This is a genomic window from Ochrobactrum sp. AN78, assembly GCF_029909885.1.
In the GTDB taxonomy this organism is placed as follows: domain Bacteria; phylum Pseudomonadota; class Alphaproteobacteria; order Rhizobiales; family Rhizobiaceae; genus Brucella; species Brucella quorumnocens.
This window is the reverse complement of the sequence record NZ_JASAMU010000005.1, coordinates 112,333-126,243: the sequence shown is the minus strand read 5'-3', so window position 1 is coordinate 126,243 and position 13,911 is coordinate 112,333. Positions and strand designations below refer to the sequence as shown.

The window sequence follows — 13,911 nt, the reverse complement described above, 5'->3', positions numbered from 1 at the left end:
GAAAAGTGTGAAACGGTTTTCGGACAAGATGACTCTAAAACAGATACTTAGTGCGTTTCCCCTGATTCAAAGAAAATTGAAAACGCTCTAAGCCCTTATTCCCGATATCGGGTCGAATTTTCAGTTGGAGGACTTTTGATGAAGACGATCAAAGGGCCGGGGATATTTCTCGGGCAGTTTGCGGGCGATGAAGCGCCGTTTAATACATGGGACGGCATCACCAAATGGGCCGCAGAAAAGGGTTATGCCGGTGTTCAGGTGCCGACATGGGCGAGCCAGCTGATCGATCTGAAGAAGGCCTCGGAATCCAAAGATTATTGCGATGAATTTGCCGGTGTCGCGCGCGAAAATGGCGTTGAGGTGACAGAGCTTTCGACGCATCTGCAAGGCCAGCTTGTTGCCGTGCATCCGGCTTATGACGAAGCTTTTGACGGATTTGCAGTGCCAGAAGTGCGCGGCAATCCCAAAGCGCGTCAGGCATGGGCGGTTGAGCAGGTGAAGATGGCCATCAAGGCATCGCGCAATTTGGGCATTGGCGCACATGCGACCTTCTCGGGCGCTTTGGCATGGCCGTTCATCTATCCATGGCCGCAGCGCCCCGCCGGTCTGGTTGAAACGGCATTCGATGAACTCGCTCGCCGCTGGACGCCGATCCTTGATCATGCTGACGAGCATGGCGTCGATATTTGTTATGAAATTCATCCGGGCGAAGATCTTCATGATGGCGTGACATTTGAGATGTTCCTGGAGCGGGTTAAAAATCATCCGCGCGCAAACATGCTCTATGATCCGTCGCATTATGTGCTGCAATGCCTCGATTATCTTGACAATATTGATATCTATAAAGACCGCATCAAGATGTTCCACGTCAAGGATGCGGAGTTCAATCCAACCGGACGTCAGGGCGTCTATGGCGGTTATCAGGGCTGGGTTAATCGCGCTGGTCGCTTCCGTTCACTGGGCGATGGACAGGTTGATTTTGGTGCTGTGTTCTCGAAAATGGCCGCCAATGATTTCGATGGCTGGGCAGTGGTCGAATGGGAATGTGCACTGAAGCATCCGGAAGATGGAGCGCGTGAGGGCGCTGAGTTTGTTAAACACCATATCATTCGCGTGACCGACAAAGCATTCGATGATTTTGCCGCTGGCGGAACCGATGATGCAGCCAATCGGCGCATGCTGGGGCTCTGAGGGAAAACAGACACAATGACCATTGAAGCAAAAACCAAAGAAACCGCAAACCCGCGCATTCGGCTAGGCATGGTTGGCGGTGGTGCGGGGGCATTCATCGGTGGTGTTCATCGTATGGCTTCGCGGCTCGACAATCGCTTTGAATTGGTGGCGGGGGCGTTGTCTTCGTCACCTGAAAAAGCGCAAGCCTCGGGTCGCGAGCTTGGCCTTGCGGAGGATCGCACCTATTCGAGCTATAAGGAAATGGCAATTCGCGAAGCGCGCCTCAAGAATGGCATTGAGGCCGTGGCCATCGTAACGCCAAATCATGTGCATTACGATGCAGCGAAGGAATTTTTGCGCCGCGGTATTCATGTGATTTGCGACAAGCCACTGACTTCGACACTCGCTGACGCAAAGAAGCTCAAGAAAGTGGCCGACGAGAGCGGCGCGCTGTTTGTGCTGACCCATAATTATACTGGCTATCCGATGGTTCGTCAGGCACGCGAAATGATCGCGAATGGCGAGCTGGGTGATCTGCGTGTGGTTCAGGTTGAATATGCGCAGGATTGGCTGACGGAAGCGGTTGAGGAAACTGGTGCCAAGGGCGCCATTTGGCGTACCGATCCGGCCCAGTCTGGCATCGGTGGTGCAACAGGTGACATTGGCACCCATGCCTTCAATCTTGCGTCGTTCGTGACTGGTCTGACGCTCGACAGTCTCGCGGCGGATCTCGATAGCTTTGTTTCTGGGCGTAGACTTGATGACAATGCGCATGTGATGCTGCGTTTTGCTGGCGGTGCCAAGGGTATGCTGTGGTGCAGTCAGGTCGCACCGGGCAATGAGAATGCGCTGCGTCTTCGCGTTTATGGCACTAAGGGCGGCATCGAATGGGCGCAGGAAGACCCGAACCGGCTTTGGTTTACGCCGTTTGGAGAACAGAAGCGGTTGATTACCCGTGGTGGTTCAGGCGTTGGAGATGCCGCAACTCGTGTTACACGTGTGCCGGGCGGTCATCCGGAAGGCTATCTGGAAGCGTTCGCGACTATCTATGTGGAAGCCGCTAATGCCATTCAGGCGAAGCGCGATAACAGTAAACTTGACGGTGCGGTCATCTATCCAACCGTGGACGACGGTGTAAAAGGCGTCGCGTTCATCGATGCTTGCGTAAGATCTTCCAACAAAAATGGTGGGTGGGTTAGTCTCTAAAATAAATTCAAACTCGAAAACGCCGCCAATTTTGGCGGCGTTTTGTTTGTGCGTTAAGGCTTGCAAGTGGCCCAATTCGTTCGCCGTAGAAAAGCCATCATGATTTCATGTTTGACTGAGATGTGCCTGATATAGCTGACCCATCGCATCTGTCGGCCCTGTAAGGCGCAAATTCAAAGCGTTCGAAAGCGTGTGTCATGCAGAAATTTCGTCCCACAATTGCCAGCGGGCCGCTGTGCGTTTTAACAACTCTCTACATCCTCATTTTCACAAACAGGTCCTTCTGGCACGCGATCAGCACCTATTATGCTGATGCGCCGATGAGACTCGCGGGCATAGTAGCCACGCTTTTGCTGCTGCACGTGGCTCTGTTTATTCTGTTCTCGGCAAAATATATCATCAAGCCAATACTGATATTTTTCGTGATCATTGCTGCAGGTGGCTCCTATTTCACCGACACATTTGGCACCATCATCGACAAGAATGTCGTTGAGGCAGCGTTGACCACGACACAGGCTGAGTCCGGTGCATTGTTGACGTCGAGCTTCCTTTGGCACATGCTGCTTTATGGCGTTATTCCATCGTTGCTGATCGCATGGGTGCGCGTCAAACACCGCCGGTTGCTCGGAAAGCTGATGGTGAACACAGGCGTCATTCTCACCTGTCTGATTGCAGCTATCGCCATACTCGGCACGAACTATGCTGCCTATTCATCCATGTTCCGTGAGCATGGAGCCGATATCATGCAAAAGCTTATGCCAAGCACTCCGATCACCAGCACGGTCCAATATGTTTCGCACATCGTCAAAAATCGCGACATTCCGATGGAGCCGCTTGGGCTGGATGCCAAGCAAGCGCTGACGCAATTGCCAGCAGGCAAAAAGCTGGTGACAGTGGTGGTTGTAGGCGAAACAGCGCGTGCCCAGAATTTCAGCCTCAATGGCTATGCGCGGGAAACCAATCCGGAATTGAAGCAACGCGACGTTGTTGCTTTCACCGACACGACCAGCTGTGGAACCGAAACCTCGGTATCCGTGCCCTGCATGTTTTCACCTTTCACTCGCGAGGACTATTCCAACACCAAGTTCCGTGGGTCTGAAAATCTCATGGACGTTCTTAAACATGCAGGCGTTGAGGTCAGCTGGTACGAGAACAATACCGGCAGCAAGGGCGTTGCCGAACGGATCAAGCTGATTGATTTGCAGGGTGCTCAGGACAAACGCTATTGCGAAGGCGGTGAGTGCATCGACCAGATACTGGTCAACAGCCTGTCCAAGGAGCTGAACGAAGTTACTGGCAATGCAACCATCGTTCTGCATATGACCGGCAGTCATGGCCCGGCCTATTATCGCCGCTATCCGGCTGAATATGCGCGGTTCACACCGGATTGCCGTTCAAATGATTTCGCCAAATGTTCACAGGAAGAAATCGTCAACGCCTATGACAACTCGATCCTTTACACTGATCACATTCTCTCTGAGGTGATTGATCTTCTCAAAGCACATGAGAATAAATTTGCATCGGCGATGATCTATATGTCTGACCATGGCGAGTCGCTTGGTGAGGATGGTCTTTATCTTCACGCAGCACCTTATTTCATCGCGCCATCGCAGCAGACCCATATACCGTTCATCACCTGGTTTGGGACGGAATATGCAGCGGACACCGGTCTTAATCTCGATTGCCTGCGCAAGACGACAGCTGAACCATCATCCCACGACAATCTGTTTCACACAGTGCTTGGCATGATGGCGGTAAAGACTTCGGCCTATGATCAAAGTTTGGATCGTTTTGCGGCCTGTCGGATGCCGCGTAGTGTGGCGTTGAACTAAAATGAGAACCCCGCTCATTGAGCGGGGTTTTGTGTTTTGATAATAATTAAACGTAGCGATTGACCACGTTCTCCAGATATTCCTGACGACCAGATCTTGGCTGCGGATTGATGTCTTTAGTTTCGACTTCAGACGTAATCTGCTCAAGCGAAAGACCGGTCTCGACTTGTTTGCCGAAATCGCCAGACCAACCGGCGTAGCGCTCATCAAGTGGTTTGCTCAATGCGCCGTCATGCAACATGCGGGCGGCAGCTTTGAGGCCACGCGCACAGCAATCCATGCCGCCGATATGGCCGATCAGCAGGTCATGCGGGTCGATTGATTGGCGACGCAATTTGGCATCAAAGTTGGTGCCGCCATTTTTGAAGCCACCGTCGAGCAGCACCTGATAATAGGCAAGCGCCATTTCCGGCACGTTGTTCGGGAACTGATCTGTATCCCAACCCGACTGGTAGTCATTGCGGTTCATGTCAATGGAACCGAGAATGCCAAGGCTGCGGGCCAACGCCAGCTCATGCTCGAACGAGTGACCGGCAAGAATTGCATGGCCCTGTTCGATGTTGAGTTTCACCTCATTTTCCAGACCATAGCGCTTGAGGAAGCCGTAAACCGTTGCGACATCATAATCATACTGATGCTTGGTTGGTTCCTGCGGCTTTGGTTCGATCAGGATTGTTCCCTTGAAGCCGATCTTGTGCTTGTACTCAACCACGAGATTGAGGAAACGTCCCATATTGTCGAGTTCGCGGCTCAGGTCAGTATTGAGCAGGGTTTCATAGCCTTCACGACCACCCCAAAGCACGTAATTGTCACCACCAAGACGCTTGGTTGCGTCGAGACAGGTTTTGACAGTCGCTGCTGCAAAAGCAAAGACTTCCGGATCAGGATTTGTCGCAGCACCCGACATATAGCGGCGGTGCGAGAAGAGATTGGCTGTGCCCCATAGAAGCTTGATGCCGGTTTGGGCCTGCTTTTGCTCAAAAACATCGACGATGGCTTCAAGGTTCTTTGTGTTTTCAGCAAAGTTATTGCCTTCGGGGCGCACATCGGCGTCGTGGAAGCAATAGTAAGGCGCGCCAAGAAGCGAGAAGAATTCAAATGCCACATCGGCCTTCAGCTTTGCAGCTTCGAGGCTGTCCTTATACCACGGACGGTCGAAGGTACGGCCGCCAAAGGGATCGCCGCCTTCCCATGCAAATGTATGCCAATAGGCGACCGCAAAGCGCAGGTGATCTTCCAAACGCTTACCAAGAACGATCTCGTCCGGGTTATAGTGACGGAACGCCAGCGGATTGTCGCTGTCGGGGCCTTCGTAACGTATTTTCTGGATGTCGCCGAAAAATCCGGTGCTCATCATGCTCCTCCAATGTTGATGCTGGTGACGCTGTCGCTTCGCTTTTTAGGCGAGTGGGTGCAGCGCCGGATAAAGTGCGTGATAACGCTGATAGGCCTCGTCGTAAGAAGAGATCAGCGCTTGTTCGGGTTCGACGGTGCGGGCTGTGCGAGGCGGTGTGCAGATTGCAAATGGATCAACGCCGCTGGCGGCGATCAGCCCAAGGCGCGCAGCGCCGAATGCAGCACCGAAATCGCCTTCTTCAGGCAGCGAGATTGGCACATTCAATGCGGTCGCGATTGATTTCAGCCAATAGGCTGAGCGCGAGCCCCCCCCCACAGCAATGAGCGATTTGATCTCTGTGCCAGCCGATTGCAGCGCCACGAGATTGTCACGAATGGCAAATGCCACGCCTTCAAGCACGGCTTGAGTCATCGCGTTGCGGTTGGTTTCATGCTCAAGGCCGCTGAAGACACCGCGGATTTTCGCGTCATTATATGGCGTGCGTTCGCCAGAAAGATAAGGCAGGAATGTCACGCTGCCGGGTGCTTTGAGTTTGTCGCCAAGTCCCGTGTCGAGCGCATGCGGAGTTGCCCCAACAATGCGGGAAAACCAGTCGAGTGCGCTGGCCGCTGAAAGGATAACACCCATCTGGTGCCATGTGCCGGGAAGCGCATGGCAGAAGGCGTGTACGGCACTTTCAGGCTTTGGTTGATAAGCACCATTGGCTGCAAACAGAACTCCCGACGTTCCGAGTGAAACGAAGGCATGTCCGGGCTGGACTGTACCCATGCCACAGGCAGACGCGGCATTGTCACCAGCCCCACCTGCAACGACAGGCGCATTTGTAAGGCCCCAACGCGCGGTCAATTCAGCACGCAAAGTACCGGTTGCATCGCTGCCTTCAGCGAGCTTCGGCATATGGTCTTCAGTCAGGCTGGTCTTTGCGAGAAGCTCACTTGACCATTTGCGCGCGCCGGTATCAAGCCAACTGGTGCCTGCCGAATCCGACATGTCGGACACATATTCGCCGGTAAGCCAGAGCCGCAGATAATCCTTCGGCAAAAGAACCTTGCGCGTGCGTGCAAAAATATCCGGTTCATTGCGGGCAACCCAGACCAGCTTCGGCGCTGTGAAACCCGGAAAAACGATATTGCCGGTAATCGCGCGGAAGGCCGGATCAGCATCAAGTTCTGCCGCTTCCTTATAGCTGCGCGTGTCATTCCACAGGATGCATGGGCGAAGCACCTGATCGTGTTCATCAAGCAATGTCGCACCATGCATCTGGCCGGAAAGGCCAATACCTGCAACGGTTGCGAACTCTTTTGGATGCGCCGCGCGCAGACCGTCAATAGCTGTTTCGCATGCCTTGATCCACTGTGCCGGGTCCTGTTCGCTCCAGCCGGGGTGAGGGCGGGAAACATCAAGCTCACCATGGGCAGAGCCAACCAACTTCTGGTCGCTGTCGATCAGAAGCGCCTTTACGCCGGATGTTCCAAGATCAAGGCCGAGATACATAATCGCTCCTGTGGAGTTGTCGTTTCGCCTGCGCTTCAGTCGAGCTGGGGCAGGTTGTCTTTGAGAAAGATTTCGATGCGGATATGTTCCTGTCCCGGCACGATGGCCAGGCGATCCGCCGTTGCTTTGAGAACACGAATTGCACTGCGGATTTCATGGCCCGCATCTTGTGCAAGGACTGCGTGAACGAGCCCGTCTTTCAGAGCTTGCGATGTGACATCGTCACGTTCATGGGCGATGACAAGTGGCTGGTTGTCATGTCGGGAGGCTGCAAGCGCTCGTACAAGCCCACTGTTGCCCGCACCTAAACAATAAATTCCTGCGAGGTCTTTACGCTTTTCAAGCAATTCCAGAACGAGCTTTTCAACGCGTGCACCCTCATCGAAACCTTCCAGAACCGGCAGAATCTCGCGTCCGGAAAAATCGGTTTCCATGGCGCTTTTGAAACCTTCGAAGCGCTCGTGATGGTCGTGCACTTTCAATGAGCCAGCGATAACCGCAATGGCTCCATTGGTGCCGCTTGCAAAAAGGCCCAGTAAGCGCGCAGCGGTCCGTCCGGCAGCGCCGTTATCGATGCCTACATAATGCGCGCGGGATGAATTGCCGAGGTCTGAAACGAGAGTAATTGCATGAATACCTTGTTCTGCAAGCTGCAAGCAGGCGTCGCGCACTGGGTCGGTATCGACCGCAACAAACGCGACACCATCGGGTTTGCGTTCCGCACTCGCGTCCAGTGCCCTAACAAGAGCTGCTTCATCAAATGCCGGAACCAACACGAGATTGATCAGAATACGCTCGGAAAGTCCGCGCTCTGTTGCTGCTTCCAACTCTGCCCGAAGGCTCTGCATGAAGGTGTTTTCATTATCCGGCAAAATGAAATCGAACTGATAAAGCCTGCCGCGTGCAAGATTGGCGGCACCGACATCTCGCACATAGCCGAGCGTGTTCATCGCCTCCGTCACACGGTCGCGCGTCTTAGCTCTCACACCGGGGCGATCGTTCAGCACACGGTCTACCGTGGCGAGGCTGACGCCCGCAGTTCTGGCTATATCATGCACGGTGGGTTTCATTTTCACTCCTCGGAGCGGAACATAGGATCAAAAATGAGGTACGTAAATCAAAAAATGCTTGCTATTCATTTTTGTTCACGTATCAATTGCATCCGAGGATGAGATCTTGCACCTTCATGCGCAAGACTCACTGGAGTGATCTTGGTGCATAGCACCGCAGGGAGGATCAACCAGATATGAAATCAAGCAGCTTCGTTAGGGGCTGCTTTGTCGTGCCAGACTCCGGGGGCGGGTTCGTTCGGGGCGAGGATTTGTATCAACCGGCATAATGCCGGCGGTGATTGGAGGAACAGTGCATGAAACGTCGTAATTTTCTAACTGGCGCGCTGGTTGCAGCAGCTCTCGGCATTGGGGCAATGAGCGCAACACCAGCGTTTGCATCGCCGGAAAATCCGGTTATCGGTTTTTCCATTGATGATCTGCGCGTTGAGCGCTGGGCGCGCGACCGCGATTATTTCATCGCGGCTGCAGAAAAGCTGGGTGCCAAGGTCAACGTTCAGTCGGCTGACGGCAACGAAGAAAAGCAAGTCAAGCAGGTGGAAAACCTGATCTCGCAGGGCGTTGATGCCATCGTGATCGTACCAATGAATTCAAAGGTTTTTGACGCAGTGGTTGCCGATGCAAAGGCTTCCGGCATCAAAGTTCTTTCCTATGACCGCCTGATCCTCAATGCCGATATCGACGCTTACATTTCGTTCGATAATGAGCGCGTTGGTTTCATGCAGGCTGAGGCTGTGCTGAAGGCAAAGCCAGAGGGCAATTATTACCTGCTCGGCGGTTCGCCCACCGACAACAACGCGAAGCTGCTTCGCGCTGGTCAGGAACGGGCGCTGAAAGAAGCTGTTGATTCAGGTAAGGTCAAAATCGTTGGCTCGCAGTGGGTCAAGGAATGGAGCCCGACTGAAGCGCTTTCGATCATGGAAAACGCGCTGACTGCTGCGCAGAACAAGATCGATGCAGTCGTTGCTTCCAATGACGGCACCGCTGGTGGAGCAATTCAGGCACTTGCAGCGCAGGGCCTTGCGGGCAAGACTGCTGTTTCGGGTCAGGATAGCGATCTGGCCGCCGTTAAGCGTTTGGTTGATGGCACGCAGACCGTTACGGTTTACAAGCCACTCAAGCTGATCGCTGAAGAAGCTGCAAAGCTTACCGTGCAAATGGTCAAGGGCGAAAAGCCTGAGTTCAACGGCAAGATCGACAATGGTTCCAAGGAAGTTGATACGCTTCTGCTCACGCCTACGGCCGTGACCAAGGACAATATCGATATCTATGTAACTGATGGCTTCTACACCAAGGAGCAGATCGAAGGAAAATAAAGCCCTTCGGTGATGCAGACTTGAGAATAAATTGCGGGGCCAGACACTGGAAACTTATGCTTCCAGTGTCTGGCCTCACATAAGGCAAGCCAGGCATGCTTCTGACAGCGTTGTCGGCTAAAATTCTCCAGATGAGCGGCTTTCAGGAGTCGCTTCAGGGCTTAGCCCGAAGCTAATTTCCTATGTAAATACTGCAAGGTCATTGTTGATGTCCGAATATCTTTTGGAAATGCGAAACATCGGTAAAGAGTTCAACGGCGTGAAGGCGCTGGATGGCATTTACCTGAAAGTGCGCGCGGGAGAATGTGTCGGGCTCTGCGGTGAAAATGGTGCGGGCAAGTCGACGCTGATGAAGGTGCTTTCTGGCGTATATCCCTATAGCACCTGGACCGGTGAGATATTCTGGGAAGGCGAGGCGCTGAAGGCTGCTGGAATTCGCGACACGGAAGCCGCCGGCATCGTCATTATTCATCAGGAACTGATGATGGTTCCGCATCTGTCAGTGGCTGAGAACATCTTTCTGGGTTCAGAGCCAACCAATGGTGGCTTCATCGATTACGATCAGATGAATGCGCGGGCGACCGAGTTGCTCGCACGCCTTAAGATTCATGACATCAATGTTGCGCTCCCCGTTTATCATTATTCCGGCGGTAAGCAGCAACTGATCGAGATCGCAAAAGCGATCAACAAGAACGCCAAGCTTCTGATCCTTGACGAGCCAACCTCGGCGCTGACTGCATCCGAAACGCGGGTCCTGCTTGATCTGATTAAAGACTTTAAAGCGCAAGGCATGGCTTGCGTATATATCTCGCACAAGCTCGATGAAGTGGCGGAGATTTCCGACACAGTGACAGTCATTCGTGACGGCGCGCATATCGCAACGAGGCCAATGTCTGAATTGACCACACCTGACATCATCACAATGATGGTGGGACGCGAAATGAAGAACCTCTTCCCGCGCGAGCCGCATGATATTGGCGAGGTGATGTTTGAAGCCCGTAACGTGAGTTGCTGGGATGTTACCAATCCCGACCGCAAGGTGGTCGATAATGTTTCCTTCGCGCTCAGACGCGGCGAGATTTTGGGCATTGCGGGTCTTGTAGGTGCGGGGCGCACCGAACTCGTATCGAGCCTGTTTGGTGTGTGGCCTGGTGCCTATGAAGGCCAGGTCTTTCTTGACGGCAAAGAAATCAAAATCCGCACGCCGCGTGATGCCGTGCGACAGGGCATCTGTATGGTGCCGGAAGATCGCAAGCGTGACGGCATCCTTCCAATCATGCCGGTCGGTCATAATATGACGATCTCTGTGCTGGATCGCTTTTCGCTGCGCGGTCTGATCGATAAGGAATCGGAGCTCGCAACGATTCAGCGTGAAATTTTGCGGCTTAAAGTGAAAACCGCAGATCCAATGTTGGCTATTGCCTCGCTTTCAGGCGGCAATCAACAGAAAGCTGTGCTTTCTAAAATGATGTTGCCAGACCCCAAGGTTCTCATTCTCGATGAACCGACACGTGGTGTCGATGTCGGCGCAAAATATGAAATCTACAAACTGATTTTCGCGCTTGCCAAACAGGGCGTCGCGATTTTGATGGTTTCGTCGGAAATGCCTGAAGTGCTTGGCATCAGCGATCGTGTTCTGGTGATTGGCGAGGGCAAATTGCGTGGCGATTTCCCGAATGAAAATCTCACCCAGGAGAAGGTTCTTGCCGCTGCAATCGGCAAGCCGGCAACCAATGCGGCCTAGTTTCCTGGAATCTGGAGCGGCTCTAATTATTTGTTTTTACGCATTCTCCAACGCAAAAGCCGCTTGGCACTTTTGCTGGAAATGCTCAATCCGCAGCTAATCTGAACTGGTGCATGACATGACGTTGACAGGCAAAAGCCTCAGAAAATTCCTTTCAGAATACAAGATTGTGGCGCTGCTGATTGTGGTTGCCCTTATCTGGGCATTCTTTGCCGTGATGACCTATGATCCGGAAATGGGGCGGTCGCAGTTTCTGACGGCGCGCAACTTCTCCAATCTTCTGCGTCAGATGGCAATTACCGGTATGTTGGCGTCAGCCATGGTGTTTGTCATCGTCGCAGGTGAAATCGACCTGTCTGTCGGGGCACTGCTCGGGCTTCTTGGCGGCGTCGCCGCGGTGCTCGACGTGGTCTATGGCTGGCCGTTATGGGCTACAGTCAGCACGGTTCTGGTTCTCGGTGTAATATTGGGCGGCTTTAACGGCTGGCTCACAGCCTATCTCGGTATACCGTCTTTCATTGTCACGCTTGGTGGACAATTGGTGTTTCGCGGCATTGTGCTGGGCATCATGGGCGGCGTCACGATTGCGCCGATTTCGGCGGATTTCAAATATATCGGGCAGGGATATCTTCCCGGCTGGCTCGGCAATGTCTGCGCCATGGTGCTCTTTACAGTGCTCATTCTGATCACATTGCGAACCCGCGCCAGCAAACGCAAGCACAGTCTGCAAACGCTGTCACCAGCGATGGAAACGGCTCGCCTTCTTGGCACAGGCATCCTGATCCTGGGCTTTATCCTGATCCTCAACAGCTATCAGGGCGTCCCGGTGCCGGTTCTGGTGCTGCTGGTCATTCTGGGTGTTTTCACAGTCATTTCGCGCCAGACGGTTTTCGGGCGGCATATTTATGCGGTCGGATCCAACCTTGAAGCCACACGCTTTTCGGGCGTGAATGTGAACTTCGTCAAAATGGCGGTGTTTGCTTTGATGGGCTTGATGGCTGCAGTCGCCGGGTTGACGACAACGGCACGCCTTGCGGCAGGAACACCATCGGCAGGTTTCGGCGGCGAATTGGATGCCATCGCATCCTGCTTTATCGGCGGAACATCCATGCGCGGTGGTGTGGGGTCGGTCATTGGTGCGCTGGTGGGTGCGCTGATCATGTCGAGCCTCGACAACGGCATGTCGATGTTGGGCGTCGATACCTTCTGGCAGCAGATCATCAAGGGTAGCATTCTGGTGTTGGCGGTTTATCTCGATATCGTTTCGTCAGGTACGCGTCGCGCTTGATAAGAGCGGGGCGCTGGATGTCGGGCGGGGGAGTGTCGCGCAGAGCCATAACGGTTCTGCGCGACGCTATATTTAGCTTTTTTCGTCGCCGCTTAGACGACCAATGCTAAGCAGCTGATAAATGATCAGAGCTGCAAAGGTGGACGTACCAATTCCGCCCAGCGCAAAATCTCCGATATTGACGGTGAAATCACCGGCACCAAAAATCAGCGCTACGCCCACGGTGAAGAGATTACGCGGATCGGCGAAATTGACCTTGTTCACCACCCAGATGCGCGCCATCGCGGAGGCAATAAGCCCGAAAACAGAGACTGCAAGACCTGCGAGAACTGGAGCCGGGATCGTCTGCAGGATTGCACCAAACTTTGGTGACATGCCCAACGCAATGGCAACGAAAGCTGCGATTACGAAGATCAGCGTCGAATAGACTTTGGTCATGGCCATGACGCCGATGTTTTCGGCATAGGTGGTTACACCTGTGCCGCCGCCAGAACCGGAAATCATGGTTGCAAGGCCATCGCCCAGAAAGCCTCGACCGATATAACGATCCATGTTCTGACCGGTGATCGAACCAAGCGCTTTGATATGCCCGAGGTTTTCAGCAACAAGAACAATCGCAACCGGCGCGATCAGTGTGATAGCGAGCCAGGTGAAAACAGGTTTTGCAAAAGCGGGCAGACCGAACCATGGGGCTGCACTCACAGCCCCAAAATTGATACCAGGGACCATGCCCAAGCCATTGCCGAAAATCAGCACAAGGCAATAGCCAAACAAAAGTGCCAGCAGCACAGCGACACGCTTGGTGGCGAGCGGACCATAGGCCGAAATCATCGCCATGCAGAGGACCGTCAGCATTGCGATGCTCATATGCGCGCCTGTGCCCTTGAGCTGACCAACTGCCACAGGGGCGAGGTTTAGGCCAATAGCAACACCGATCGCACCCGTGACGGCAGGGGGCATGAGTTTTTCAACCCAGCCTGTGCCGATCGTCATAACCACCAGTCCAATAACGGCATAAAGCGCGCCACAGGCAATAATGCCCCCAAGTGCCAAGCCAATATTGGGATTGGGACCGCTGCCAGAATAGCCGGTCACAGCAATAACGACCGCAATGAAGGCAAAGGAAGAGCCGAGATAGCTCGGAACCCGGCCACCGGTCATCAGGAAGAACAACAATGTTCCGATACCTGAGAAGAACACCGCAACATTCGGATCAAACCCCATAAGAAGGGGTGCGACGATCGTCGAGCCGGACATTGCTAACAGATGCTGGATGCCCATCGGCACAGCCGCAGCCGTTGGAAGCCGTTCATCAGGCAAAACTACGCTGTTATTTGTAAGACGCCATTTCGGGAAGTAAGACATAGACCCCTCATACTCATATTTATCAAAGTGCATTTATCCGCATTCTATGCGGATCGCCAGTGTCTA

10 protein-coding genes are annotated in these 13,911 nt (G+C 53.5%); 6 read left to right on the top strand and 4 right to left on the bottom strand.

The annotated features are described in order from the left end of the window. Window positions 1-138 precede the first annotated feature (138 nt). The 3 genes from QBD00_RS11560 (at window position 139) to QBD00_RS11550 (ending at window position 4,211) form a co-directional block, all read left to right on the top strand. Window positions 139-1,191, top strand: a complete 1,053-nt coding sequence (locus QBD00_RS11560; protein WP_318579554.1) for a sugar phosphate isomerase/epimerase — start codon at window positions 139-141, stop codon at window positions 1,189-1,191. 15 nt (window positions 1,192-1,206) lie between these two features. Continuing rightward, entirely contained in the window at window positions 1,207-2,379 is a 1,173-nt protein-coding gene (locus tag QBD00_RS11555) for a Gfo/Idh/MocA family protein (RefSeq protein ID WP_264231623.1), read from the top strand. A 197-nt stretch (window positions 2,380-2,576) separates the two neighbouring features. After that, window positions 2,577-4,211: a phosphoethanolamine transferase gene (locus QBD00_RS11550; RefSeq protein WP_151091084.1), complete on the top strand. Its 1,635-nt coding sequence runs from the start codon at window positions 2,577-2,579 to the stop codon at window positions 4,209-4,211. 46 nt (window positions 4,212-4,257) lie between these two features. Here QBD00_RS11550 and xylA read toward each other — a convergent pair whose 3' ends face one another. The 3 genes from xylA to QBD00_RS11535 are packed head-to-tail and all read right to left on the bottom strand — an operon-like array spanning window position 4,258 to window position 8,132. Then, on the bottom strand, window positions 4,258-5,565 hold the full coding sequence (gene xylA, locus QBD00_RS11545; protein ID WP_318579553.1) for a xylose isomerase: 1,308 nt from the start codon (window positions 5,563-5,565) through the stop codon (window positions 4,258-4,260). A gap of 45 nt (window positions 5,566-5,610) precedes the next feature. Then, entirely contained in the window at window positions 5,611-7,062 is a 1,452-nt protein-coding gene (xylB, locus tag QBD00_RS11540; protein ID WP_318579552.1) for a xylulokinase, read from the bottom strand. Window positions 7,063-7,097: 35 nt separating this feature from the next. Continuing rightward, window positions 7,098-8,132, bottom strand: a complete 1,035-nt coding sequence (locus QBD00_RS11535) for a LacI family DNA-binding transcriptional regulator (RefSeq protein ID WP_318579551.1) — start codon at window positions 8,130-8,132, stop codon at window positions 7,098-7,100. Between the two features lie 296 nt (window positions 8,133-8,428). On the opposite strand from QBD00_RS11535, the gene xylF reads away from it, so the two are divergent. From xylF to QBD00_RS11520, 3 genes are all read left to right on the top strand, one after another. Then, window positions 8,429-9,448, top strand: a complete 1,020-nt coding sequence (gene xylF / locus QBD00_RS11530) for a D-xylose ABC transporter substrate-binding protein (protein ID WP_151091080.1) — start codon at window positions 8,429-8,431, stop codon at window positions 9,446-9,448. A 208-nt stretch (window positions 9,449-9,656) separates the two neighbouring features. Next, complete coding sequence (locus QBD00_RS11525) at window positions 9,657-11,192, top strand: xylose ABC transporter ATP-binding protein (RefSeq protein ID WP_318579550.1); 1,536 nt, start codon at window positions 9,657-9,659, stop codon at window positions 11,190-11,192. A 118-nt stretch (window positions 11,193-11,310) separates the two neighbouring features. Continuing rightward, entirely contained in the window at window positions 11,311-12,480 is a 1,170-nt protein-coding gene (locus QBD00_RS11520; protein ID WP_134156116.1) for a sugar ABC transporter permease, read from the top strand. 72 nt (window positions 12,481-12,552) lie between these two features. Here QBD00_RS11520 and QBD00_RS11515 read toward each other — a convergent pair whose 3' ends face one another. Next, the gene (locus QBD00_RS11515) at window positions 12,553-13,845 is read right to left on the bottom strand and encodes a solute carrier family 23 protein (protein ID WP_318579549.1); all 1,293 of its coding nucleotides are present in this window, start codon (window positions 13,843-13,845) and stop codon (window positions 12,553-12,555) included. Window positions 13,846-13,911 lie beyond the last annotated feature (66 nt).

What these genes read in the sequence shown, in the direction of transcription:
- QBD00_RS11520 (WP_134156116.1), top strand. Translation starts at nt 11,311, where the DNA reads ATGACGTTGACAGGCAAAAGCCTCAGAAAATTCCTTTCAGAATACAAG.
- QBD00_RS11535 (WP_318579551.1), bottom strand. Translation starts at nt 8,132, where the DNA reads ATGAAACCCACCGTGCATGATATAGCCAGAACTGCGGGCGTCAGCCTC.
- QBD00_RS11560 (WP_318579554.1), top strand. Translation starts at nt 139, where the DNA reads ATGAAGACGATCAAAGGGCCGGGGATATTTCTCGGGCAGTTTGCGGGC.
- xylF (WP_151091080.1), top strand. Translation starts at nt 8,429, where the DNA reads ATGAAACGTCGTAATTTTCTAACTGGCGCGCTGGTTGCAGCAGCTCTC.
- QBD00_RS11550 (WP_151091084.1), top strand. Translation starts at nt 2,577, where the DNA reads ATGCAGAAATTTCGTCCCACAATTGCCAGCGGGCCGCTGTGCGTTTTA.
- QBD00_RS11555 (WP_264231623.1), top strand. Translation starts at nt 1,207, where the DNA reads ATGACCATTGAAGCAAAAACCAAAGAAACCGCAAACCCGCGCATTCGG.
- QBD00_RS11515 (WP_318579549.1), bottom strand. Translation starts at nt 13,845, where the DNA reads ATGTCTTACTTCCCGAAATGGCGTCTTACAAATAACAGCGTAGTTTTG.
- xylA (WP_318579553.1), bottom strand. Translation starts at nt 5,565, where the DNA reads ATGAGCACCGGATTTTTCGGCGACATCCAGAAAATACGTTACGAAGGC.
- QBD00_RS11525 (WP_318579550.1), top strand. Translation starts at nt 9,657, where the DNA reads ATGTCCGAATATCTTTTGGAAATGCGAAACATCGGTAAAGAGTTCAAC.
- xylB (WP_318579552.1), bottom strand. Translation starts at nt 7,062, where the DNA reads ATGTATCTCGGCCTTGATCTTGGAACATCCGGCGTAAAGGCGCTTCTG.